The organism is Rubinisphaera margarita (genome assembly GCF_022267515.1).
In the GTDB taxonomy this organism is placed as follows: Bacteria; Planctomycetota; Planctomycetia; order Planctomycetales; family Planctomycetaceae; genus Rubinisphaera; species Rubinisphaera margarita.
On record NZ_JAKFGB010000007.1, the window covers coordinates 200,097 to 224,506 of the forward strand.

Below are 24,410 nucleotides of genomic sequence, written 5' to 3' on the forward strand. Positions count from 1 at the left end.
AGTCGCTAACACCAACCGGTTAAACAAAAACACCGTCGATGCGTCCCACGCATCGACGGTGCGATCCCAAGTTGACCCCAAGGGATAGAGAGAGTTCAGGCTCAGGTCGTCTGGTTTCAGTCGCCGAGTAGTCCGCGGTTCAGGCGGTTGAGTGCTTCCTGTTCGATCTGACGGACGCGTTCCCGGGTCAGTCCAAGTGACTCGCCGATCTGCTTCAGCGTTTTTGGCTCCTCGTCTTCCAGGCCGAACCGCATCCGGAGAATTGTCGCCTGGCGATCCTCCATTTCATCGAGCATGCGGTAGACGTGCTTCAGATTATCGGCATTGAGCAGATCGGCTTCCGGTCCGTCTTCGCGAGTATCGGCAACCATCTCGCCGAGCGACCAGCCGTTTTCGTCGTCGTCAGACTGCGGTGTTGTGTTGTAGAGTTGAATCGCTTTCTTGACGATGCCAAGTTTCTTCTTCGGAATGTCGAGTTCGCGGGCCACTTCTTCAGCGGTCGGCGTGCGATTCAGTTCGTCCTGCAGACGGGCGGTCGCCTTTCGCCATTTCGAAAGCAGTTCCACCATATAGGCGGGAATCCGAATCGTCTTGGCGCAGTTGACCAGAGCCCGTTTGATCGATTGCTTGATCCAGTAGCTGGCGTAGGTACTGAACCGCGTATTCATGTCGGGGTCGAACCCTTCGACGGCTCGCAGCAGTCCGAGGTTCCCCTCTTCGATCAAGTCCTGCAGCGGCAGGCCTTTGCTCGAATAGCCGCGAGCGATGTTCACGACCAGTCGCAGGTTGGCGCGGACCATGCGATCGCGGGCTTCGACATCGCCCATGGCGATGCGGCGGGCCAGATCCTTTTCCTCGTCGGCTGTCAACAGAGCCGTCTCGTTGATCTCACGCAGGTAAGTTTCGAGAGGGTTCTGAACCGACGACGATAACCGTCGGCGGCGGGTCCGGGGACGCAAAGGAGTGCGAGTCATGACAAGGCTTTCATTTTACTCTGAAACCGATCATCGCGGTTTCGGTCGGCGGCGTCGAGATTATGTGATAACCGTATTGACGTCGTTGTCCCACACGAGCGGCCATCATCGAACTTGCGTCCTGCAAAGCGTACTGGTAGAGCTTGTATCGTCGCCGCCCCAACGACGACTGCACAGCGGACGTGTCGAAATCCCCCATGTTCGAAGACGCCCCGGCAGTCACAGCAATCGTGCCAGCCTTTCATAATGTTCCGTCGCGGACTACTCGCAACAGCCATGCCGAAGCCGTCGATTGCACGCGTTCCCGCATTGCACTCAATCCACCGTCGATAGCGGATTGGCCGATTATGTCGGCTGTCGGTATCAGAACGTTTGCTCCATGAAACGGAGACGTTGCCCACCTGCCACAAGGGAGCTCTCTGCATCTCCGTCGATGCCCAACCGGGACACGAACCAGCAGAAAGTGTTCGCGGAGTGCCTGCCTCTCTGGCAGTGCAGCGGACCTACTCTTCGTAGAGCGGGTGGATCTTCTTCATGTCCGTCAGTCGGATCGCCACCATATAGCGTCGGGGGCGTTGAGCATTGCGATTGACGAAGAAGGTTTCCCCAAGCTTGCCAGCGGCTGAGCTGTCCGCCGAAATCACGAGCATCTCCCCGACATTCATCGTGACAGTGAACTCGAGATTGCGAAGCTGTTCGATGTGCTGGCCGCCTTCGTACTGGAACTCGGTTCGACCGGCGACAGGCCGCAGCTGTGCCAGACCGTGGTGCAGCTCAGGCATCAGATGCAGACGCACCCAGCCATCCTGAAGTCGTTCCACTTCCGCCTGCAGCACGCCGTGCGCGTTCTCAAGGACTTTCTCTTCTTCTTCGTCGGGCAGTCGCACCTTCACTTGGGGAGCGGGCAAACTGGTTTGAATCGCCGTGGTTCCGCCCGAAGGCAGAAAGGTACGACGTCCGATCAGATCAGTATGTCGGGACGTACCGGCTGCATCGGTCAGATCGTTCTTCAGACCGAGCAATCTCTGCAGTGTCCGGGGAGGCGTCATGCCGACGAGTCCAACGCGGAATCCGTACTCGCGAAGTTTCGAACGGGTCTTGAGATCGACGGTGCCGACCTGGTCGACATCATCCCAAACCAGTTGAGAGAGCAGCGGATCTTCAGCGTCGCGTTCGACATAAACAATATCGAGCTGCACGGTGTCCATGCCGGGCCGTAACGGTGGCAGAAAGGACTGCCCGTCGGGGGCGGTGTTGGTCACCGAGGTCTGACAACCACACAACGACAACGCAAACGGAACCATACCCCGGAGAAAATCTCGCCGGTGAATGTGTTCGCTGGCCTTGCGGGAGCTGGGTGGTGGAACAGGCATAAAAAAGGTCATTTCGGGGCCATGCGGGGGACCCCGAGATTTCCTGAGGGGGGGGAGGGATTCAATTGGTTGAGCGAATGCTCTGTGAGGAAGGTGAGGGCCTTGTACGGCGGATTCGCCACGACTGTCAACGAAAGTTGAAATGAAGGAATCGTGCGAAAGAAATACAAAAACGCCACGGCTCGACCTGAATCAATGTCAGATCGATACGTGGCGTTTCTGTCGCATGGCAGCGGCGGAGAAAACTCCGAGCCGTCGATTTACCAGTTCGAGCCCTGCTCTTCCATGGCGCGCTGGGCTTCAACGGAATAGCGTGTCAGCGGCATCGCTTCGAGACGAGCGATCGGAATCGGACGTCCAGAGACTTCACAGACACCATACTCTCCTTCGTGGAACTTCTTCAGAGCCGATTCGATCTCGGAGAGTTCGTCTGCTTCCATGGAAATCAGGTGTGTATTCAAGTCGCTGGAGACGTTGTATTGGGCAATGTCCGCTGCGTCACCGATGGCTGAATCATTGCTGCTGTACGATCCTCCCGCGCGGCGGCGGAGTTCATCACGTCGAGCGAGGAGTTGTGCCCTCAGTCTTTCCAAACGTTCTGTACGAGTCACGGGTGCTAGCTTTCTGGTTGCCTGTTAGTTTCTACGGTTCCTGTTCTTCCGTCGCGGGTCTGCTTGAGAACGCGTGCTGCATTGGCGACCCGCAGCGGGCAGGGTATGATCAACAACCACCAATGCGAATGCAAGTCCGCAGAGGTCTGTTCATCCGCACATTGGCAGGAAAAAATGATCGCCCCCGGCAATATTGTTTACGCCTCCCGAGCGGTTTTCATTGGTTATTTAACTCGGACGCTCCAGATTTCCTAAATCTCGGCCGCCCGGACTGAACAGAAAATTGATCGTTGACACTTGGGATTTTCTTATTGGGAATCCCTCGCGAGCCGGAATATACTGAACTTTGAACAGTTACAGGGGGAGTCCTTCGTGGAGTCTCTCCCAAAACTTTGGATGAATCTTATGAAGTTTCTCTCCTCGTCCCCCGGATTGTTCCTGGCACTCTGGAGCGTGTTCGCCATCGTTTCCGAGAGCCCGGCAGATGATGACCGGCCCAATGTGCTTTTTGTCATCAGTGACGACCAAAGCTGGCTTCATGCCTCCGCTTATGGCACGACGGGAATTGAAACGCCAGGCTTTGATCGAGTAGCGAAGGCGGGTGCCCTGTTCAACAATGCGATCGCCGCATCACCGGGGTGCAGCCCCTGCCGCGCTGCCATTTTGACCGGTCGTCACACCTGGCAGATCGAAGAAGCGGGGACCCACGCCAGTTCGTTTCCGAAGAAGTATCCGGTATTCACGGACCTGCTCGCATCAAGTGGCTATCACGTCGGTTACACCGGGAAAGGCTGGGGGCCGGGCAACTACAAAATTTCCGGCTGGGAGCAGAATCCCGCTGGTCCCAGCTACTCGAAGCGGAAAACCAAAGATCACCCTCCGAAGTCCAGCAACCTCGACTACTCGGCGAACTTCGAAGATTTCCTCAGTGAAAAAGAGGAAGACCAGCCCTTCCTGTTCTGGTTTGGTGCCCAGGAACCGCATCGCCCGTATGAAGTCGGCCTCGGCAAACAAAAGGGACGCGATGTCGCGTCCGTGGAAGTTCCTCCGTTTCTTCCCGACCGCGAAGAGATCCGCTCCGATGTCCTCGATTACTACATCGAAATCGAATATTACGACTCGCATCTCGTGCGGATGCTCGACCTGCTCGAGGAACGGGGCGAGCTGAATAACACTGTCGTCATCGTTACCTCGGATAACGGCATGCCGTTCCCCCGAGCCAAGGCCAACTGCTACGAGTATGGCATCCACATGCCACTGGCCATCTGCTGGCCGGAGAAGATGCCGGGCGGTCGAACAGTTGATGACCTGATCGGCTTTGTCGACATCACAGCGACTATTCTGGACGTGGCGGGCGTTGAATATCCTGATAACCCGTTCGGACTTTCCGGGAAGAGCTTTCAGGATCTGCTTGTGAGCAAGAAGTCTGGCGTCCTGGATCCGTCGCGAAAAGCGGTCTATTCGGCGCGGGAACGTCACTCCTCTTCGCGTTATAATAATCTGACGTACCCTCAACGGGCGATCCGCACTTCGAAGTACCTGTTGATTCACAATTTCCGGCCTGAACGATGGCCGGCTGGGGCCCCCCAGGTTCTCGAGAAGGAAGGTCGCCCCGGGCCGCCGCACGGCGGGTATCATGACATCGACGCCGGTCCGTCGCTCAGTTTTCTGGTCGACAACCGCGACGACTCCGAGATCAGCCCGTACTTTCACATGGCGGTCGACAGGCGGCCTGAATTTGAATTGTTCAATATCGAGTCGGATCCTGGCTGCCTCAAGAATCTCGTCGACGATCCCAAATCGCGGCAAACTCTGCAGCAGCTGGCCAGCCAGCTCAATGACTACCTGAAGAAAACGGGTGACCCGCGGGTTCTCGATGGAGGTGACATCTATGAGAGCTATATCCGCTACAGCCACATCCGCAGCTTCCCTCCTCCGGAAGAATAAGGAACTCCGCTTGCCGCCCAGCTGGATTCGCTGTCTGTCGCCTCTTCTCTGTACGCTGATTGTGTGGAGCTGCGGAGCCAGTCGCTTGATGGCCGCTCCGCCGAAGACCGGAGATCCGCGCATCGATGCCGCGATCACCAAAGCGGTCGAGAACCTGAAGAGCGTCAAGGTCGACCACAAATACGTCGTCGGTCTGGTGACCTACACGCTGCTTGCCGCGGGAGAGGATCCGGAATCGCCGGCCGTTGCGGAGGGTCTGAAATCGATTGCGGCGAAGTGTCAGGAGTCGAGCGGTGAGTACCGCCCGTCCGGGCATCACATTTATGAAGCCACCATCGACATCATGGCCCTTGAAGCCGCTGATCCTGAGCTCTACATCGAACAGATCGAGATCATTGCCAACTATCTTCTGGGTGAGCAGGAGGCTCACGGCGGCTGGTACTATCCGGATCGACGGGGTGGTCTGGGCGATACCAGTCTTACCCAGTACGCCCTGCTGGGATTATGGGCGGCCGATCGAGCCGGCGTGCGGATCGAGAATGAGGTCTTTGAACGGGCGGCCGCGTGGCACTTCGGAACTCAGACTCCCAGCGGCGGCTTCATGTATCACCCGCAGGGCGAGAACCCGGTGAACCGTCAGATTCGGGGCACGATGACTCTGGCCGGCATCGGCTCGCTCGCAATCATCCGCACAATTCTTTTCAATCGAGCGATTCCCGAACCCGTTTCAGACACGAAGTCCAACCCCCTCCAGTTTCTGGAGCGACTCAACCCGGCAGACAAAGACAAAGGAAATCGCGACCGACGTCCGCCCAAAGCGATTCGCCCCCAAATCGATAAGACAATCGACTCATCCTATAACTGGATGACGAGGAATTTTCCCATCGCTGCCCCGCAGCCGGTCGAGGGGAACTATTACTACTATTTTTACACCATGGAACGAGCAGCCGCTCTCAACGGGTGGGCGAAGTTCGGGACCGTCGACTGGTATCCATATGGCGTCGACGCCCTGCTGGCCCGGCAGGCTCCTGACGGATCCTTTCCGGAAGCAGTCACCTACCGGCAATATGCCCCCAGTGGCACCTGCTTCTGCGTTCTGTTTCTGCTGAAAGCCACCACCAAGCTGATCCCCCAGCCAAGCAGCGGTCCAGTCGACCTGGGAGCGGGAACACTTGCCGGCGGACGGGGCCTGCCGGACGATCTGACCAAAGTCGAGTTCAAGAACGGCAAAATCAAAACCGAAGAGCCTTCTTTGGGGGACTTCAACCAGATCCTTGCCGGTCTTTCTATGATCGAACTGCCGGAAGCCGAAGGGGATGATTCGGCAAAACTCGAGGTCGATCTGACGAAACCGGAAAAGCTGATCGGCGACATCGATCTGCTTGAACGGATGGCCGTCCATCGCCAGCCTGAAATTCGTCAGGTTTCCGCCTGGGCCCTCGGACGAACCGATCGACTGGAGCATGCTCCGATCCTGATCGATCTGCTCCGCGACCCCGACCTGAGTGTGGCAATTGAAGCCCGGTATTCTCTCTGCTGGATCGCCCGGCTGCCCAATGGTTTTGGACATGAACCGGACCCGACCGAGAAGTACATCGATTACGACGTCGCGGTGGACGTAAAGCCGATTGTTAAAGAATGGCAGGAGAGTCTCTACAAAGACTGGCGGGCATGGTATCTTGAGCAGCGACCGTATGATGAGCGGGATGATTTCGATGATCCCGCCCAGATCAAGTTCCGCCGTAAACGATAGCCGCTCACGAGCCGAGTTCCGATTCCATGCTGCGTACCACCTTTCTGATTTGTGCTGCGTTGTCCTGTTTTGTCCTGGATTCCAGAGTGACCAGCGGCCGCGAAAAGCCGAACATCATCCTGATCAACTGCGATGACCTCGGCTACGGCGATATCGGCTGCATGGGCTCGCGGAAGCATCGCACGCCGAACATCGATCAGCTCTCCGTCGATGGGCTCACGCTGACCGACTTCTATGTCACTTCCGGCGTCTGCACGCCGTCGCGGTCCTCGCTGATGACGGGGTGTTATCCCAAGCGGATCGGCATGCATACCAATGGCGAGAACAAGTGGGTCCTGTTCCCGGGGAACCGACGGGGACTCCACCCCGGTGAAGTCACGATCGCAGAGCAGCTCAAGCATGCCGGCTACGCGACCGCGATCATCGGCAAATGGCACCTGGGAGACCAGCCCGAATTCCTGCCGACGCGGCAGGGCTTCGATACATGGTTCGGGATTCCCTATTCGAACGACATGGGCATCGGCCGCCGGGACTACCCTCCACTCCCGTTGATGCGAAACGAACAGGTCATCGAAGAAGAACCGGACCAGACCCAGCTGACGAAACGCTACACGGCAGAAACAGTCGGGTTCATCGAGGCCAACAAAGACCGACCGTTCTTCGTTTATTTACCGCACACCTTCCCCCATGCCCCGCTGCACGCATCGGAGGACTTCAAAGGGAAAAGTGAGAACGGGATTTACGGAGACGCTGTCGAAGAGATCGACTGGTCAGTCGGGCAGATCGTGCACGCACTGCGTCAGCGAAATCTGGAGGAGAACACGCTCGTGATTTTCACCTCCGACAACGGAGCGTCTCAACGATGGGGCGGCCGCAATCTTCCGCTGAAGGGCTTCAAGGGATCGACCTGGGAGGGGGGCATGCGAGTACCCTGCATCATGAAATGGCCGGCTGCCATTCCCGCCGGGACCGTCTCGCGGGAGATCGTCAGCTCGCTCGACATCATGCCGACGATCTCGGCCCTTGTCGACCAGCCGCTGCCGGACGATCGCAAGATCGACGGGTACGATGTCTCCGCCCTGCTCCACAATCCGCTCGAAGCCGAATCCCCGCGGCAAACGATGTTCTACTACTACCGCGAGCACCTGTGTGCGGTCCGGCACGAGAACTTCAAACTGCATGTCCGCCCTGCCAGAGCGAGAGCCGACAGGAACTTTGAGCCTCAGCTCTACAATCTTGCCAACGACATTGGCGAAACCCGCAGCGTCGTTCAGGAAGAGCCGGAAGTGATGACCGAACTGATGATCCTCGTCGAGGAATGCCGACGGGATCTCGGCGATGGCGACCAGCCCGGGCAGCACACCCGTCCGCCGGGACAGGTCGATCAGCCCCGAACGTTGACCCCACGGCCGTCCACAGATCAGGCTCAACCCGAAACGAAGTCGAACTGACGGTCAGTCCTGCGACGCTTTCGATGGCTCGGAAGCAGCCGGCCTCACTTCGATTCGGTCGATCCCGACCATGAATCGCGGTAATGCTTTCGGGTTCGTCCCCGTGATTTCGACGGTCAGTGTGAGTTCGCCGGCTTGTTCCACTTCAACGTTCTCCAGCACGACAGTCGGCCCTGGAAGAACGTCGGCTGTATACAGGTCGGCGGTGCCCGCTGCTTCGCCGGCTTTCACGGAGATCTGACCGTAGTCTTTGGCCGTGGTCGTGAAGCAGGTGACGGTGCAGGGGCCCGGCGGCAGTTTCTGCAGCGTGACCTTGAGCGTGTCGCCCGGCTCTCCGCCCGTCCACCAGAGTTGATTATCCCCCGACCAGTACGGGCCGAAACCACCCATCTGCTGAGGCCGAACGTTTCCACCAGTCACTTTCGCCGAACCGGTGATCGCTTCCCCTTCGATCCGCAGCACACCCGGTTCAACCGGCGGCACGCGAGAGAGCTGAACTTCTTTCGATGTCGCGGCGTCTTCGGTGGCCGTCAGATAGCGGAACAGCTGCAGCACCTGCGCATCGCTCATTGGTTTTAACTGGTTCTCCGGCATCAGCGATTTGTCGGATGTCTTGCGAATCTCGATATCGTCCAGAGCCAGCACGAGTACTTCGTTGGTCGTCTGGATTGTGACCGCCGAATCGTTCTCGGATTTCACCAGCCCGTTCACAACGCGGCCATCGGTCGTGACAAAGGTCGTCATCAGATAGTTCCGGCCGATAACGGCGTTCGGTTCCAGAATATTCTCAAGCCAGTAGTCGATGTTCGTGCGATTCGCCCCGGTAATTTCAGGACCAATCTCCCCTCCCTTGCCGAACAGCCGATGGCACTTGCCGCAGTTGGCTTCATAGAGCTTGCGACCTTCACCGAGATGGGCATCGGCAATCGCGCGAGGCTGCAGCAGTTTCCGATACTTCGTGAACGCCGCTTCCTTATCGGCGGAAGCCGTTCCGATCTTCCCCCAGACCTTCTCCAGCCGAGCCAGCAGCTTCTCATCGTCCAGCGACACAACCTGCCGCACGATGTAAGCCGGCACCGTGGTCGGATCGATCGCTCCGTTTTCCATCGCGGTGATCAGCGTCTCGGCGTATCCCTTCCGGGAGACGAGCACGTTCAGAACTTCCGTCTTCTGGTTCGGAGGCAGCTGGCTGTAAACACTCAACAATCGCGGGGCGGCTTCGGGATGAGTGACGCGGGCCAGTGCACGAATGGCTTCGCTCCGCAACGCCGGATCATCCAGCAGATCGAGACCGAGGCTGGCCAGTTCAGGATCCTTCGCTTCCGCCAGCAACTGCAGAGCATCTCGACGAGCCACGAACGGTTTGCTGCGATCCCGCACCAGCGAACGGAAATGGGGAAACGCGGATTCATCGCCAAAGCGGATTCCGAGCGAAAGAACCAGTCGGTCGATCTCGGCATCCGAACGGTTCTGCAGATCGCCGGCGGCCTGTCGCCAGTTCTCCGGCATCGGTGCCCCGGCCCGGCTGATGACAATCGCCTGCATCTCGTTGAGCACGAGCAGCACGAACTCACGCGGCACGTTCGGCATCAGCATTTCGGTCAGAAGATTCCGTCCTTCTTCACTGGACGACATCCGCCGCACGACAAATTGAGTCAACTGTTTCCAGCCGCTCTTCCGGGCGAGGTTCAATAGTCGAACCGGATCGACATCGGCCAGCGGTTCGGCTCCATACCAGACGAGCAGCGGAATGTTCTTGTCGAGTTCATCTGAACGATGCGATGTCAGCCCTTCCAGGATTCCCCATCGCTGCCCGGCCGGAAGTCGCTGCAGTTGAGCCGCAAGTGCGAGTCGCGTGCGTGCTTCCGACTCCGACTTCGCCAGATTCTCAAGTCGCTGCAGCACCGGAGCAGCGACGCCCTTTCCGCTCTCCATCAGAAATTGCACCGCCCAGCTGCGAACGACCGGATCTGCATCATCCAACTTCTCGGCAACACCCTTTGCATCAAGCAGCTGACACGACCAGGCGGTCCAGAACGCTCGCAATCGGAGCCCGCGAAGATTCCGGCCATCCATCAACTCACGGAGACTCCCCGCGACGTTGGTCCGATCCAATTTCCCCTCAGCAGATCGCTCCTGCAGAATCCGTTGAGCCTGACGGGCATAGAACGCATTTGGATCATTGAGGAGCGTCACCAGTTCGGCGTCGCTCTTTTCCCAGAGGTTGAACCGGTACGGCTTCAAGTCGCCGTAACGAATGCGGAACAGCCGGCCGTCGGTGCGATTCCAGATTTCCGGCGTACGGTTGTGGCAGGTCTGGGGATCGTGCCAGTCGGACGTGTACAGTGCGCCGTCCGGTCCCTGCATGACGGTCACGCCGATCTGCTGATGATCGTGCGACAGCGAGAAGTCCGGCCGATGCCGTCCCACGTACCCGGAGCCATCCGGCTCGACCGCTTCCCGCACCATGCGATGCCCGTGCAGATTGTGGAAGAACAGATCGCCCCGGTATTGCGGCGGGAACTCGTCGGCCTGATAGATCGTCAGCCCGCAATGGGCATGGCCGCCGCCGACATCCGAGGTGCTGTTCGGATTATCGCGAACGAGCGCCCGATTCACTTTGCCGTTCGACGCCGAGGAAAAGGTGCCGTCTCCATAATGAAGGTGATCGGCAATGGTGGGCAGATCGGCGTAGGTGTGCGGATTGAAATGCGTCCCCGCCTGCCGGAAGTAACGGGCTCCGGGAATGACGTGATACAGGTGCGGAATCACACAGGCGGTGATGAACCAGTCGCCATCTTCATTGAAGTCGACTCCCCAGGGATTGCTCGATCCGTGGGCGAACACCTCGAACTCGTGCCGCGTGGGGTGATACCGCCAGACGCCGGCGTTGATCGGAACCCGCTGATCGTCCGGCGTGCCGGGCTTGCCGACGCGGGAATGGGTGAAGACGCCGTGACAGCCATACAGCCAACCATCCGGTCCCCAGGTGAAACTGTTGAGCGTCTCGTGCGTATCCTGATACCCCCAGCCATCGAGCAGCACGACCGGCTCGGAATCAGGCACATCGTTCTGATCGCGATCCGGGTAGAACAGAAAATGCGGAGCCGCTCCGACCCAGACACCGCCGAATCCGATCTCAATGCCACTCGCCAAATTGATGTTCTCGGCGAAGACCTTGCGATTCTCAAAGCTGCCGTCGCCATCCGCATCTTCCAGAATGAGGATGCGGTCCCGCCCTTCTCCTTCCGGAGCCCGTCGCGGATAGGTGTGTCCCTCGATCACCCAGATGCGTCCTCGGGCATCGAAACACATTGCGATCGGCTGCGTCAGTTCGGGCTCAGCGGCGATTAGATCGACCGAGAACCCGTCGGGCACCTGCATGTTCTTCGCGGCTTCTTCCGGGGAAAACCCGTTTGTGTATTCTTCAACCGGGCGATGCGGGAACCGCCATTTCTCGGCGACGACCGGTTCCACTTCCGTGGACTGCACATGAATCGTCAGCCCCTTCTTGTTGGACGAGACGACATCCGGAGAGCCGTCTCCGTTTAGGTCCTGCACGGTCACTTCGGTGCCGATGCCGGAGTCGTTGTGAATCAGATGCGGCACGAACTCGACGCCGTCGTCGCCGCGCACACAGCGAAACCAGTAGACCGCGGCCGGCTCCCGCGAACCGGGATCATGCCCGTTATGGGCTTTCCAGCGTTTCCCGGTGACGATGTCCTTCACGCCATCGCCATCGACATCGACCATCTCGACGGCGTGCAGCTGGCTGACGGCAATGCCGTAAGCGTTGAGGATCGATGAGTCGCCCATGATGTCGTGGCGTTCGAATCGGGCTTCGGACTGCCGCTCGAACCAGGCCAGTCCATAGCCGTGCGCATTGAGTGAAGTCACGATATCCTGATCGCCGTCGCCATCGACATCGGCAACGTGAATCTGGGCTCCGCCCCGGCCGCATTCGCCAAGGCACCACCGCTGCATCGGCCATTGCCCCTGCGGATTCTCCGGCTGCTCCCACCAGCTGGTCCGGTCGACGATATCGAGCCGTCCGTCCTGATTGACATCGCCCACGCCCAGTCCATGTCCAAACGGTTTGGGAGCGATTCCCGTTTCCGAGATCGTGTGCCATCGCCACGGCTGCAGGGGATCGTCGCCGGCTTCGTAATACCCGTAGGCGGTGTCCCGCGAACAGACGATCTCCGGCAGGTCACCGGCAATGAGATCGACAAACGCAGGCGACTCATTCGACACCTGATCGGCGACGACGACTTTCTGCCAGGGTGTGCCTGAAGCGATGTCTCCCGGGTTGAGATACGCACGGGCCTCCCGGCCGGGAAAGCCAATCACGAGGACATCGTTCTTACCGTCGCTGTTCAGATCGACGACATGACTGAAGAAGGCGTTGCTGTACCCGGCCACCGGAAAGACCTGCGGCTCATCGATGGCAATCCGCTCTTTGAACTCCGGCCCGAGAAAGACAAAGGGGCCGCTCGTGAGATCAGCATGGCCATCGCCGTTGAGATCCCCGACCGCCGCCCCTTCAGCGTAAAACTCGCCGTGAAGCTTCGTCGTCTTCCAGCCCCGAACGTCCGCCTGCACCGGAGTGGACCAGAAGGGCATCGCACAGAACGCGACAATCACCAGCAGACGAACAAGGTTGAGCACGAGACCACTCCAGTAACAACGAATCAATTCATCCGGCAGCCGAGCCACCGCCAACGCTGTTCAATTGTCGCGATGCATCAACACCTGTAAATGAGAAATGACGCAAAAGACTTGAGAAATTTTCCGCGAGTCTCAACCTTGCTGTCGTTCATTTCGTGCTAAAAAGAACCCGACAAAGGCACGAGTTGAGACACCGGAAACCGGGATATCTCCGTCGTTGCCAGATGCTGTCCCGGCTTCTGTTCGCCCGCAACGTAGCCCAACAGCACATAATCGTCCGCGAAGGTAATCGCTGTGTAACAGTACCAGCCATCCTTAGCAGAGCGGACATTCTCGACGATCTTCCACGTCCGTCCCTCGTCGCTTGAGACCGCCATCGTCAGCGGCGTCCGGAGTTTTCGCTCTTCCGGCGGAAGCGTGTCGTGATTGTTCCAGACAGCAAGAAGCGTGTCGGTTCCGGGAATGTATTCAATTGAAGCCGGCGAGACAGGCGAGGCGAGGCCCATCGGCTTCAAGCCCGACCACGTATTGCCGCCGTCGCTGGAGTAGCTCTGGTACTGCACGCCCGCGTTGGTTCTGCACCACAGCAGCAGCCGGCCGTCCTGCAGTTCAACGACACCTGGCTCCTGTGTCACGATCCGTTTCCCGTCTCTGTTTGTCCCTTTCAGCAGTGATTCCGAAGCCTGCCAGGTCTTTCCGGAGTCGTCGGAGAAGTAACAGAGAATCTGTCCCTGCCAGTCCATCTTCTCCCAGCCGGGGCGATTGTGCAGGCACAGCGGCAGAACCAGACGACCACTCTTCAGTTGGACTACCCGATCATTGTTCAGAACGTAATAGCCGTTGTCGCTGTCGGGGATGGTCTCTGTCGGCTCGCTCCAGGTCTTCGCCTCATCGGTCGAGAACCGTACAATCGGGCGGCAATCGGCCAGCGAGTTTTTCTGCAGATAGAACAACGCAATCCGGCCATCGGCCAGTCGCAGCAGCGACACCGACATCACATTCATGTCGCCTTCGTTCTTCACGACCAGCTTGTCGTCGGTCGACCAGGTTGCTCCGCCATCGGTGGATTCTCTGCTCATCAGATCGGCTTTGTCGTGATCGCTGCCGCCTCCGGTAAAGCGGGTGTAGATGAAGAGCAGCCTGCCGTCTTCGAGCTGAATGAAATCGCCTTCGCTGTTGCGGGGATTGCCTTCGCCCGGCGGAAGTGTGAGCACGACCTCGGCCGAGACGGGAGCCGTGAGCAGGAGAAGAAGCAGAACGGCAGGCAGGAATCGTTTCATGGGAGAAGTCTCCAGGCTGGTTTGAGGAGGTGGGATTTAGGCCAGGATCTCGTGAACCACGCGGCCTTCTTCGGTGGGGCCAATGAGGCGCTGATTAAGCCCCTGATAGGGAAAACTGAATCGGTGGGGGTCGATGCCGATCTGATGCAGGATGGTCGACTGCAGATCGCGAACGCTGACCGGATTCTCGGCGATGTAATACCCGATGTCATCGGTCGAACCGAAGACGCCCGGCTTGATGCCGCCGCCCGCCATCCACATCGTGAAGGCATACGGGTGATGATCGCGACCGATGAAGCCCTTCACCAGTTCGGTGTTCTTGTTGTTCTGCATCATCGGCGTGCGGCCGAACTCGCCGCCCCAGATGACGAGCGTTTCATCGAGCAGTCCCCGCTGCTTCAGATCGGTGATGAGTGCGGTGACCGCCCGGTCGATCTGGCGGCACTTGATCGGCAGCGTTTCATCAATCGACTCGCCAGGAGAGGAGCCGTGATGGTCCCAGCCCCAGTCGTACAACTGCACGAACCGCACACCACTCTCGACGAGCCGGCGGGCCAGCAGACAGTTATTGGCGAAGGTCGGGTCATCGCCTTTGTAGAGCACCCGCGGATCGGCAGCCGACTCGGCTTCGGAGACATAGCCCGGCTGGGCTCCGTACATCTCGAGCGTCTCTTTCGTCTCGCGGCCGATGTCCATCACTTCGGGCACGGAAAGCTGCATGCGGAAGGCGAGTTCGTACTGCGCGATGCGGGTCATCGTTTCCGGATCGCCGACGCGCTGATGCTGGAACTGATTCAGATCGGCCAGGGCGTCGAGTGTCTTCCGCCGGGCGGCTCGCGACATGCCGGGCGGATCGGAGAGGAATAAAATCGGGTCGCCGCCATCAGTCCGGCACTGCACGCCCTGATAGACAGTCGGCAGAAAACCACTTCCCCACAGCGACTTACCCGCGCTGGGTGTCTTCCCGCCCGACGACAAAACGACAAAGCCGGGCAGATTCTCGTTTTCGCTGCCAAGGCCGTACGTGACCCAGGAGCCCATCGCCGGATAGCCGAGCAGCGAGTTGCCCGTGTGCATGAACAGCTGTGCGGGAGCGTGATTGAACTGGTCGGTGTGGACCGAACGGATGACGCAGATGTCATCGAGAATGGTCGTGAGATTCGGCAGCAGATCGCTGACCCACTGCCCGGCTTCGCCGTACTGCTTGTACGGGAATTGAGCTCCGAGCATCTTCGGCACGCCCTTGATGAATGCGAACCGTTTCCCTTCCAGATACTCCTGCGGGCACTCGGTGTTGTGCAGACGTTGCAGGTCCGGCTTGTGCTCGAACAGATCAACCTGCGAGGGCGAGCCGGCCATGTGCAGATAAATAATCGACTTCGCTTTCGCCGGAATCTTCCACGCGGGCTCGGTCGCGGCTGTGGACTCTCCATTCAACAGAGAACTGAGAGCGATCGCACCGAGTCCGAGTCCGGCCTGTCCGAAGAAATGCCGGCGGGTGGTAGCGCGAACCGATTCGAGGCCGGGGGGAAGTTGTTCGTTCGTCATGGCTTCATTACCGTTTCATCGAGATTGAGCAGCACGTTCGCCACTGCGACGAGCCGGGCGTCGCCCTGTTCAATATCCGCCGCCTTCAGCAGTTCCTCGGCATCGAGCAGGTCGCCGTCGAGAGAATCATACAGCTCGACGAGTCGATCGAGTTCCGCTGCGGTCGCTGGTCGAATGAGAACCCGCCGGAATCCGTGGGCGATTCGTGCGCGAGTCGTATCGCCAGCCTCGTCCATCCGTTTCGCCAGAGCCCCCGCGGCTTCGACGAACGCGGTATCGTTCAACGTGACGAGCGCCTGCAGGGGCGTGTTTGTTCGCACTCGCCGCACCTGACAGACCTCGCCGCTGCCGGCATCGAAGGTGATCATCGCCGGATAAGGGCTCGTCCGTTTCAGGTAGGTGTAGAGAGCTCGCCGATAACGATCCGGCCCTTCCGCGTTCTGCCACGACTCGCCGCTATAGGTCGACTTCCAGATGCCATCGGGCTGCGGCGGCATCACCGAGGGGCCGCCGATCTTCTCGGTCAGCAGACCCGAGACCGCCAGCGCCTGATCGCGGACAACTTCGGCCGGCAACCGAAAATGGGGTCCACGGGAGAGGAGCCGGTTGCGGGGATCGGCTTCGATCAGCTCCAGGGTCGTCTCGGAATCCTGGCGATAGGTCCGAGACATCACGATCGTTTTCAGCAACTGCTTCATCGACCAGCCGTTCTCGCGGAAGTCGACCGCCAGCCAATCGAGCAGTTCCGGATGCGAAGGCGGCGTTCCCTGCGTGCCGAAATCTTCTTCCGTTTCGACAAGGCCGACACCGAACAGCCGTGCCCAGAGACGATTGACCATCACGCGGCTCGTCAGTGGGTTGTCCGCCTGCATCAGCCACTTCGCGACGGCCAGCCGATTCGGTTCGACCTCCTCGGGAGCATCGACAAATTCCGTCAGCACGGCCGGCTGGACTTCGTCCCCCTGATCGAGAAAATTGCCCCGGTTATGCAGTTTCGTGAGCCGCTGTTTCTTCGGAGCCAGTTCGAGCATGACCGGCGTTTTCGGGATGCTCTCCTGAATCGCCTTGAGTGCTTCCTCGGCTTCCTTGATCGCCGCCTCGTCGGTTTCCGGCTCGGATTTCAACTCCTGCAGCTTCACCTGCTGCAACTCGAGTTGACGGGCCTGCTCGGCTGTTGGCGTCGGATAAAACGGAGCCTCGGCGTCGGCATCTTGAGTCTGATTGAAGAAGGCGTAGAACGAGTAGTAATCGTTAATCGTAATCGGGTCGTACTTGTGCGAATGGCATTTCGCACAGCCCATCGTCAGCCCCATCCAGACCTGCAGCGTGGTGTCGACACGGTCCTTCACGGCGGCGACTCGGAACTCTTCGTTATCGGTGCCCCCCTCTTCGTTGGTCATCGTATTGCGATGAAACGCGGTCGCCAGAAGCTGCTCGGTCGTGCGGTCCGGCAGCAGATCCCCGGCCAGTTGCTCGATGGTGAACTGGTCGTAAGGCATGTCCTCGTTGAAGGCGTTGATGACCCAGTCGCGATACCGCCAGATGTCCCGATGCCGGTCCTTTTCGTAGCCCTTCGTATCGGCATAGCGGGCCAGATCAAGCCACATCCGCGCCCAGCGTTCGCCATAAGCCGGAGATGCGAGCAGCCGGTCGACGACCTTCTCGTAGGCGTCCGGCGACTCATCCGTAACGAACGCCTCGGCTTCCTCAACCGTCGGCGGCAACCCGGTCAGATCGAGCGACACCCGGCGAATGAGCGTGAGGCGATCCGCTTCGAACTGAGGTTGTAACCCGGCTTCTTCGAGCCGCCTGAGCACGAAATGATCGATCGCACTGGCGGGCCAATCGGCCTGTTTGACCTGCGGTGGCTCGACTTTGACGGGCGGAGAAAACGACCAGTGCTCTTCGTACTCGGCTCCTTCGGCAACCCACTGGCGGAAGAGCGCGATCTCCTGTTCTGTCAGCGAATGCCCCGAATCGACGGGCGGCATGACGAGAATGGAATCATTGGTCTCCACCCGGGCGATCAGCTCGCTCTCGTCGGGTTCGCCGGGCACAATCACCCCGGCTTCCACGGCAGTTGAGCGTTGATCAAGCCGCAGATCGGCCTTCCGACTGCCGGCGTCCATCCCGTGACACGCCAGACAGTTCTTCGCCAGCAGCGGCTGAATATCACTGCTGAAATCAACCTTCTCCTTCGCCTCCACTCCTGTTGAAGCGATGAGAAGAATCCCGCAGCAGAATGCAATTCGAATCATCATGAGCCCGGCATCCCGATTCCGTGTGTAATGGACGCGTCCAGCGTACCAGATCAACGGTTGCTGATGCTACCAAGGCGCCACTCCGGTATCATGGACGGCAACGTCTCCCATGGCTGTCATTCATGCTCACTGCCATCCCGATGTCTGCACCTGTCGAATCACTCCCGATCAGCAAGCTGGCCAAACTCGGCCACTTCGAAGAATTGATCCGCCGGGATTTCGAGCGGGATCAGAAGACGCTTGCGACCATTTTCGAGCTCGCCGTGACTGACTTTCGGACTGTGAAACGGACTTCCGGACATCAGCGGATACTGGAGTTGTGTCTCGATGTGGGGCTCGATCTTTCGAGCCGTGCGGGGTGGTTGAATCAGTCGGTGGTCTGTCTTGCGGCCGCGGCCGGGGATTGCGAGATCATCGAGCGGATGCGTCAGCAGGGGCTGCCGGACGATCCGTTTGTTTGGGCTTCGGTGGGCGACGTTGGCGAACTCATGAAACTGTCGCTGACCGTCGACCTCGGCTCGCTGCGTGATGCGAACGGATTCAACCTGCTGTTCAATTGCGCTCAGTCGGGTCTTGGTCGAAGCGATCCGGAGATGAAGCAACAGCTGACGGAGACCTGCAAACATCTCCTGTATCACGGCGTGGAGGCTCAGCATGAGGTGGCGAACGCACTGCCGATTTTCCCGGCGTTTCTCTGCGCCTGGACCGGGGGCAACGAGGAAATCATGCGACTGCTGATTTCCGATGGCGGCGTCACGCCTGAGCGTTTCCATCAGACGCTCGAACACTGCCTCGAACCGCACCAGCGCTCCGGCGAGCCGTTCTACGATGTCGCCGAGGTCGTGCTCGAAGCAGGGTTCGACATCAACGCGATCCATCCGGACCAGGGCCGCACTCTACTGCACGGGGCAGCCAATCGCGGGACGGTCAAAGCGGTTGAATGGCTACTGAGCCGGGGAGCCGATCCAAACGCCCGGGATCGTGAAGGACGAACGCCGCTGCATGCGGCAGCGATGCGGAATACATCAACGGCGGTTGTGAAGATGCTCATCAACGCGGGGGCAGATGCGAATGCGGAAGATGATGCGAATCTAATTCCGCACGACTATGCCCGGGAGAAGAATAGAACTTCTGTGGTACGATTTCTGTCTGGATTGGAATAGAACTCACGCATTAGCAAAACCAAAGTGATCGCTTCTGTTTTTTTACTCCGTTACGTATGACCGCCGAGCACGTTATGTAAGACTTCAGACTCGTCGTCTAACATTAATGCGTATGCGAGTATCTGCGGCTGAATCTTCGCTATTCTTTTCAAGTTCTGGCTTCTCCTCGCCTTCGTGACGAATTTCAGCTTCATATTCTCAGTTGAGATGTTCAACTGGCTCAACGAAATGACCAAGATCCCACTTGTCAGCATTGTCGAGGCATCCGGTTATGTTTTCGGGTTCACTTTGCTCTCGATCATCTTTCTGGGACTTGTCTGTGGATACGCCTGCGGAAACAGGCTGGCAAGAGCTGCGTGGCGGCGCGGGTACGCCCGGAGCTTTGCCGGGGGAATCATCTTATTGATCGTTGCCTCCGTGTTTTTGGTGACTCGAATGGCATAGTCACAATCTCTTCCGCTGTTTGCTCCGATCAAACCATCTTTCCTGTAAGGGCGACGATACAACGTCTCAAACAGACAGAACCATAACACGAAAACGATTCCGATGCCGTAGAGAATCCCCAGCGCGTAGCCTGCCCAGGGGGAGGTGATTCGAAGTCTCGCAACCGTCCAGATGAAATATGCGGTTCCGACGCAGAAAGCCAACGGAACGCCGATCAACAGCACGATGAGAAAAAGCAGGCGTGGAGCGTTCAACTGCTCAACAAGAGCGAACACCCCCAGCCACAGTAGCAACACGATCGTCCATCCAGCCACAATCGCAAAACAGCAGACGCCGACTTGGCCAAGAAGATCCAGCACTCGTCGAGTCAGCGATGGCATCCAGCTCTCCGTTCGCTGCTGAAACCTCAATAGAAATCCCCGGCCACACCCCCCTCGACAAATGTCGACACTTTTTCGAACTTTCTTCTGGCTTTTGGGTGTGCGCCCGTTCTATCGTCGGGAGTAATGGATACCGATTTCGTTTTCGCAGTTCAAGCGTCTGCGCAGGCGAATGTTGAGAACGGAGTGATCATAAACTCGCGAGATTAGACTGCAGGGCAATCGAGAGACGATGACCGGAGTGTTGCAAACTTTCCGGACTTTGTGGAACCGCCGGGGCACTTCCTGCTCCACTCGGAGGCGACGATTCTCGATGACGCCGTCGGTGACGACCGCAATTCTGGGATCACCCGCGCGGCGACTTCAGAGCTTCGCCCGGCTCGGCTCGGCTTCCGAACAATGTGAGCCGCGACTTCTCCTGAGTGGAGTGGCCGACGATCAGGACGACGGAACGGCTCCCGAGCTTCAGCTCTCAGAAAGTACGATCCTGGGCCGCAATCTGGCGACCGGGATGTGGACGATGAGTCGGCACGTCGGCTCTGAGATCATCAATCTCGAGATCGGCGTCTGGACGCCCGACAAAGCCTGGAGCTACATCAATACAGGCGACTTCAACGGCGACGGTCGGGCCGATCTGTTTGGCGTCGATCAGTACGGGGAACTGTTCGTCAGTCTGATCGACGAAGCGATCCTCGATGGCGACGCGACGCTGCAGGTGCAGTCGTACGGCAACTGGGGAACGCAGGTGCCGTGGGTCGATGTCCGTGTTGGCGACTTTAACGGCGATCAACTCGATGATATCGCTGTGCGGAACTCCAGAACCGGTCGCTGGGTCGTTGGTGGAAATACCGGCGACGAGCAATTCTCGCTGGCCGTAGCGGGAACGTGGCCGACATCGCGGACCTGGGTGGATGTCCGTGTCGGCGACTTCAATGGCGATGGCTTCGACGACCTGATTGGTCGGGATCTCCAGTACGGACGATGGATGCTGGCCCAGTCCGATGGCCAGCCGCAGCCGACCTTCACATACGCCTACTACGCGGAGTGGTCCAGCTCGGTCGACTGGCAGGATGTCACAATTGTGGACCTGAATCACGACGGCCGTGACGAACTTCTCGCTCGCAACGCCAGTGCCCAGGTCTGGTGGAACACGCTCAGCACAGACGAGGCGGCGATCACCCAGAGCTACGGCAAGTACTCGAACACGGCCGAGTGGACCGACTGGTCGATCATCGACACCGACAGCGAACGTCCGCCGATGGTGCTGGCCCGTCACGTGGCGAGTGGGTGGTGGTTTCTTGGTGAACGGATCGAGGACCGGCTTGTCGTCCGCCGCGTCAGCAAGTGGGCTCAACAGGTCGAATGGACCGATGTTTCGACCGTCGATCTGCGGGGAACGGGAAACTATCAGGTGATTGGACGCAATCCGATTACCGGAGCCTGGGTTTCATCGGAACTGATCCGTCCTTCCATCGCTGCTCAAACGGGGCTCGACTACGCGACGTCCGCGAAAGTGGCCTTCCGCTGGGATCCGACGACACTCTGGAACAATGTCGGATCAACAGACGGACTCCCACCAGGCGGCAAGGCTCCAGGCTACGCGGAATCGATCGCTCCGGTGGATGACGATCCTGATCTGTCGCGTGTACTGATTATCGGTGACTCGATTTCGATCGGTTATACGCTGACTGTTCGCGAGGAGCTGGCCGGCGTGGCCAATGTGCATCGTCCAGCAGACAACGCGCGAATGACAACCTATGGTCTCGAGCATCTCACCGAATGGATCACGGTGAATGGCAACCGAAGATGGGATGCCATTTACTTCAATTTCGGCCTGCACGACATGGTCTATGTCGATGAGAATGGGATCGGGACCACTCCGGAGCTGGGGACCTTTCGCACGACTCCCGACCAGTATCAGCAGAACCTGATGCTGATTGCGACGCTGCTGCAATCGACCGGAGCGACTGTGATCTTCGGCAATACGACCCCGATTCCCGAAGGAGCACCGAACCGATTGCCGGAGACCGTCGACATCTATAATCAGGCCGCCGCAGAAGTCATGGCTCAGCTCGGCATTCCGATTCACGATCTCAACAGTTTCGTCGCCGGTCATTCGATGCCGCTGCACATCACCTCGGACATCCACTTCACCGAGTACGGCTCCATGGAACTCGGCAAGGAAGTGGCGAGATATATCGGCGATGCACTCAGTCAACGGCCATAACGAGAAGCCGCTGACTGACTTGCCGGGGATCTGGTTGTCGATGATACTCGACGGATCATTCTACCCGTCGATACTCCTCCTCGAAGAGATCTCCGCATGCGCCTTGCCGAAATCATCTCCTGTCTTCATCGCCTCTGTTTTGTTGCAACTTTGGCTCTGCTGATAACGTGCCTGAACGGAACGAAAGTTCGATCGGCAGAGAAGTCGACTCAACCGAACATTGTGCTGATTCTCGTGGACGATATGGGGTACGGCGACCCGGGCTGTTACAACCAGCAGTCGAAATGCAGAACGCCGCACATTGATCGACTGGCAGCCGAGGGGATGAAATTCACCGATGCTCATGCGGCCGGGGGAGTTTGTCATCCGTCTCGATACGGCCTGCTGACTGGTCGCTATCCGTTTCGTCACAATCGGAACTGGCGGCACGAACCACTGATCGCTGAAGAGGACGAGACGATTCCGGAGATGCTGCAGCGAGCCGGATATACGACGCACATGGTCGGCAAATGGCACCTCGGCTTCGACAATGGCCCCGACTACAACTTCGAGAAAGGCCTGACCGGCGGCCCGGTCGATCGCGGTTTCCAGACTTACTTCGGCATGCCGGCTTCGCTCGATATCCCGCCGTACTATTACATCGAAGGCCGGATGGCATCGCCGCAGCCCACTCTGCCGATTGCGGCGAATTCGTCTCCCGGATGGAGTCCGATTCAGGGCGCGTTCTGGCGAGCAGGACTGCGAGCCGGCAATTTCATTATGGAAGACGTCCTCGACGAATTTGGCCGGCACGCGGTCGAAACGGTGGAAACATCGTTCTCGAAGGAGGAGCCGAGTTTTCTCTACCTGGCGCTCACCGGCCCGCACACTCCCTGGTTACCGGCTGAGGAATTCCACGGCAGTGGAGGAGCTGGGCTCTACAGCGAGTTCGTCGCCCATGTCAACGCCGTCGTCGGGCGAGTTGTCGAAGCGATCGACGAGAGCGGCGAAGCCGACAACACGATGGTCATCTTCTCCAGCGACAATGGTCCGGTCTGGTACGAGAACGACGAAGAGCGATTTCAGCACGACAGCACCGGCCCGCTGCGAGGGATGAAGGGCGACGCCTGGGAAGGCGGACATCGGATGCCGTTCCTGATTCGCTGGCCCGCTCAGCTTCGAGGCTATTCGGAATCGGATGAACTCATCGGCTTCATCGATCTCCTGCCGACCCTGGCTGAGATCACCGGCACCGAACTTGAAACGGCTGACCGCATCGACGGACGCAGCTTCGCGGCCCTGCTCGATCTGCCGACGAAAGAGCCGTGGCCGCGTGGAGAACGGGTGATGCTGCAACACCACAGCGGCAGCGTGATTCGAGCCGGCTCGTGGAAACTGATCACGCGGCTCGGCTCCGGAGGGTTTTCGAAACCGAGCAAAGAGAAACCGCAGCCCGGCGGCCCGAAGGGGCAGCTGTACGACATGGTTTATGACCGTGGCGAAGCCGACAATCTCTGGCTGGAACACCCGGAAATCGTCGAAAAACTGATGCGTCAGCGGCAGGAAATCATCGACGCACACGAATAACAAGGGAGCCTGCACGATCGGCACAACCGGTTCAGCTTGAGCCGATTCTCTGGTTCAACCCGCTCCCACTCCGCAGGCAGGTGACAGCGATCGCGGGGTGCTCGTAAAATGATGGCCGCACGTCATCACGCTCTCGTCTGAGCAGCTGGAGCGGAACGCTTTACCGGATGTCCGCATAGGATCGAGTTTTCGCCTGAAACATGGCAACTTATGCGAACGGAACGGATAGGCTTTCAGTATTCTGCTCTATTGCACCGTGAACTTCTCTGCCTGAAATTGAATCGATGTCCGCGCTCTCCCCTGAAGAATGGACCCGTTATCTTCACGAACACATTCCGGTCAGCCGGGCGATGGCAATTACCGTTCTGACCGCAGAGCCGGACGAGGCCGTTATTCAACTCCCGTTGACTGAGAATCTGAATCACCGGGAGACGGCGTTTGGCGGGAGTATTTCGACGGCCGGCATCCTCGTTTGCTGGCTGCTGTTCAACATTCGCATGCGCGAGAGGAACGAGACGCCGCGGCTCGTCGTCCGCAACAGCAACACGTCGTTCCTGAAGCCAATCGCCGACAGCTTCACCGCGAGCTGTCGATTCGATGACAATGCTGCCTGGGCGCAGTTCCTGAAGATCTACGAGAAGAAAGGCCGGGGGAAACTTTCGCTGACTTCCGAACTCTCCTCAGCCGGGGAACGCTGTGCGATTCACGCCGGCGAGTTCGTTGCTCTGCGAAACGACTGAGCCTCTCTCGGCACGAATCGTTCA

At 58.8% G+C, this 24,410-nt stretch carries 15 protein-coding genes; 7 read left to right on the forward strand and 8 right to left on the reverse strand.

All coding sequences use genetic code 11. The features are described 5' to 3' along the window. Window positions 1-116: 116 nt before the first annotated feature. The 3 genes from L1A08_RS03085 to L1A08_RS03095 all read right to left on the reverse strand — a co-directional run bounded on the left by L1A08_RS03085 (window position 117) and on the right by L1A08_RS03095 (window position 2,787). On the reverse strand, window positions 117-974 hold the full coding sequence (locus L1A08_RS03085) for a sigma-70 family RNA polymerase sigma factor (protein WP_238754090.1): 858 nt from the start codon (window positions 972-974) through the stop codon (window positions 117-119). Window positions 975-1,477: 503 nt separating this feature from the next. Then, the gene (locus tag L1A08_RS03090; protein WP_238754093.1) at window positions 1,478-2,347 is read right to left on the reverse strand and encodes a hypothetical protein; all 870 of its coding nucleotides are present in this window, start codon (window positions 2,345-2,347) and stop codon (window positions 1,478-1,480) included. Window positions 2,348-2,607: 260 nt separating this feature from the next. Further along, window positions 2,608-2,787 carry a TraR/DksA family transcriptional regulator gene (locus L1A08_RS03095; protein ID WP_238754095.1) on the reverse strand — a complete coding sequence of 60 codons (180 nt, stop codon included), beginning with the start codon at window positions 2,785-2,787 and terminating at the stop codon, window positions 2,608-2,610. Between the two features lie 576 nt (window positions 2,788-3,363). Here L1A08_RS03095 and L1A08_RS03100 point away from each other — a divergent pair. From L1A08_RS03100 to L1A08_RS03110, 3 genes are all read left to right on the forward strand, one after another. Next, the gene (locus tag L1A08_RS03100; RefSeq protein WP_238754097.1) at window positions 3,364-4,905 is read left to right on the forward strand and encodes a sulfatase family protein; all 1,542 of its coding nucleotides are present in this window, start codon (window positions 3,364-3,366) and stop codon (window positions 4,903-4,905) included. 10 nt (window positions 4,906-4,915) lie between these two features. Next, window positions 4,916-6,658: a hypothetical protein gene (locus L1A08_RS03105; RefSeq protein ID WP_238754099.1), complete on the forward strand. Its 1,743-nt coding sequence runs from the start codon at window positions 4,916-4,918 to the stop codon at window positions 6,656-6,658. A gap of 86 nt (window positions 6,659-6,744) precedes the next feature. Further along, a complete protein-coding gene (locus L1A08_RS03110; protein ID WP_238754102.1) occupies window positions 6,745-8,109 on the forward strand; it encodes a sulfatase family protein in 1,365 nt (454 codons plus the stop codon). Between the two features lie 3 nt (window positions 8,110-8,112). On the opposite strand, the gene L1A08_RS03115 is transcribed toward L1A08_RS03110, so the two are convergent. From L1A08_RS03115 to L1A08_RS03130, 4 genes are all read right to left on the reverse strand, one after another. Continuing rightward, window positions 8,113-12,777: a PVC-type heme-binding CxxCH protein gene (locus tag L1A08_RS03115; protein WP_238754104.1), complete on the reverse strand. Its 4,665-nt coding sequence runs from the start codon at window positions 12,775-12,777 to the stop codon at window positions 8,113-8,115. A gap of 158 nt (window positions 12,778-12,935) precedes the next feature. After that, on the reverse strand, window positions 12,936-14,057 hold the full coding sequence (locus tag L1A08_RS03120) for a sialidase family protein (protein ID WP_238754107.1): 1,122 nt from the start codon (window positions 14,055-14,057) through the stop codon (window positions 12,936-12,938). A gap of 36 nt (window positions 14,058-14,093) precedes the next feature. Beyond that, window positions 14,094-15,605: a DUF1501 domain-containing protein gene (locus L1A08_RS03125; RefSeq protein WP_238754109.1), complete on the reverse strand. Its 1,512-nt coding sequence runs from the start codon at window positions 15,603-15,605 to the stop codon at window positions 14,094-14,096. After that, window positions 15,602-17,866: a PSD1 and planctomycete cytochrome C domain-containing protein gene (locus L1A08_RS03130; protein ID WP_238754111.1), complete on the reverse strand. Its 2,265-nt coding sequence runs from the start codon at window positions 17,864-17,866 to the stop codon at window positions 15,602-15,604. The genes L1A08_RS03125 and L1A08_RS03130 overlap by 4 nt, the downstream gene beginning before the upstream one ends. A 122-nt stretch (window positions 17,867-17,988) precedes the next feature. Here L1A08_RS03130 and L1A08_RS03135 point away from each other — a divergent pair, with 122 nt between their 5' ends. Continuing rightward, window positions 17,989-19,029, forward strand: coding sequence for an ankyrin repeat domain-containing protein (locus L1A08_RS03135; RefSeq protein WP_238754113.1), 1,041 nt, complete (start codon window positions 17,989-17,991; stop codon window positions 19,027-19,029). 269 nt (window positions 19,030-19,298) lie between these two features. Here L1A08_RS03135 and L1A08_RS03140 read toward each other — a convergent pair whose 3' ends face one another. Beyond that, window positions 19,299-19,853 (reverse strand): hypothetical protein, encoded by a 555-nt coding sequence (locus tag L1A08_RS03140; RefSeq protein WP_238754115.1) that lies wholly within the window; start codon window positions 19,851-19,853, stop codon window positions 19,299-19,301. A 313-nt stretch (window positions 19,854-20,166) separates the two neighbouring features. On the opposite strand from L1A08_RS03140, the gene L1A08_RS03145 reads away from it, so the two are divergent. From L1A08_RS03145 to L1A08_RS03155, 3 genes are all read left to right on the forward strand, one after another. Further along, window positions 20,167-22,080, forward strand: a complete 1,914-nt coding sequence (locus tag L1A08_RS03145; RefSeq protein WP_238754117.1) for an FG-GAP-like repeat-containing protein — start codon at window positions 20,167-20,169, stop codon at window positions 22,078-22,080. Between the two features lie 96 nt (window positions 22,081-22,176). Continuing rightward, complete coding sequence (locus L1A08_RS03150; RefSeq protein WP_238754119.1) at window positions 22,177-23,646, forward strand: sulfatase family protein; 1,470 nt, start codon at window positions 22,177-22,179, stop codon at window positions 23,644-23,646. A gap of 284 nt (window positions 23,647-23,930) precedes the next feature. After that, a complete protein-coding gene (locus L1A08_RS03155) occupies window positions 23,931-24,386 on the forward strand; it encodes a YiiD C-terminal domain-containing protein (protein WP_238754122.1) in 456 nt (151 codons plus the stop codon). Window positions 24,387-24,410 lie beyond the last annotated feature (24 nt).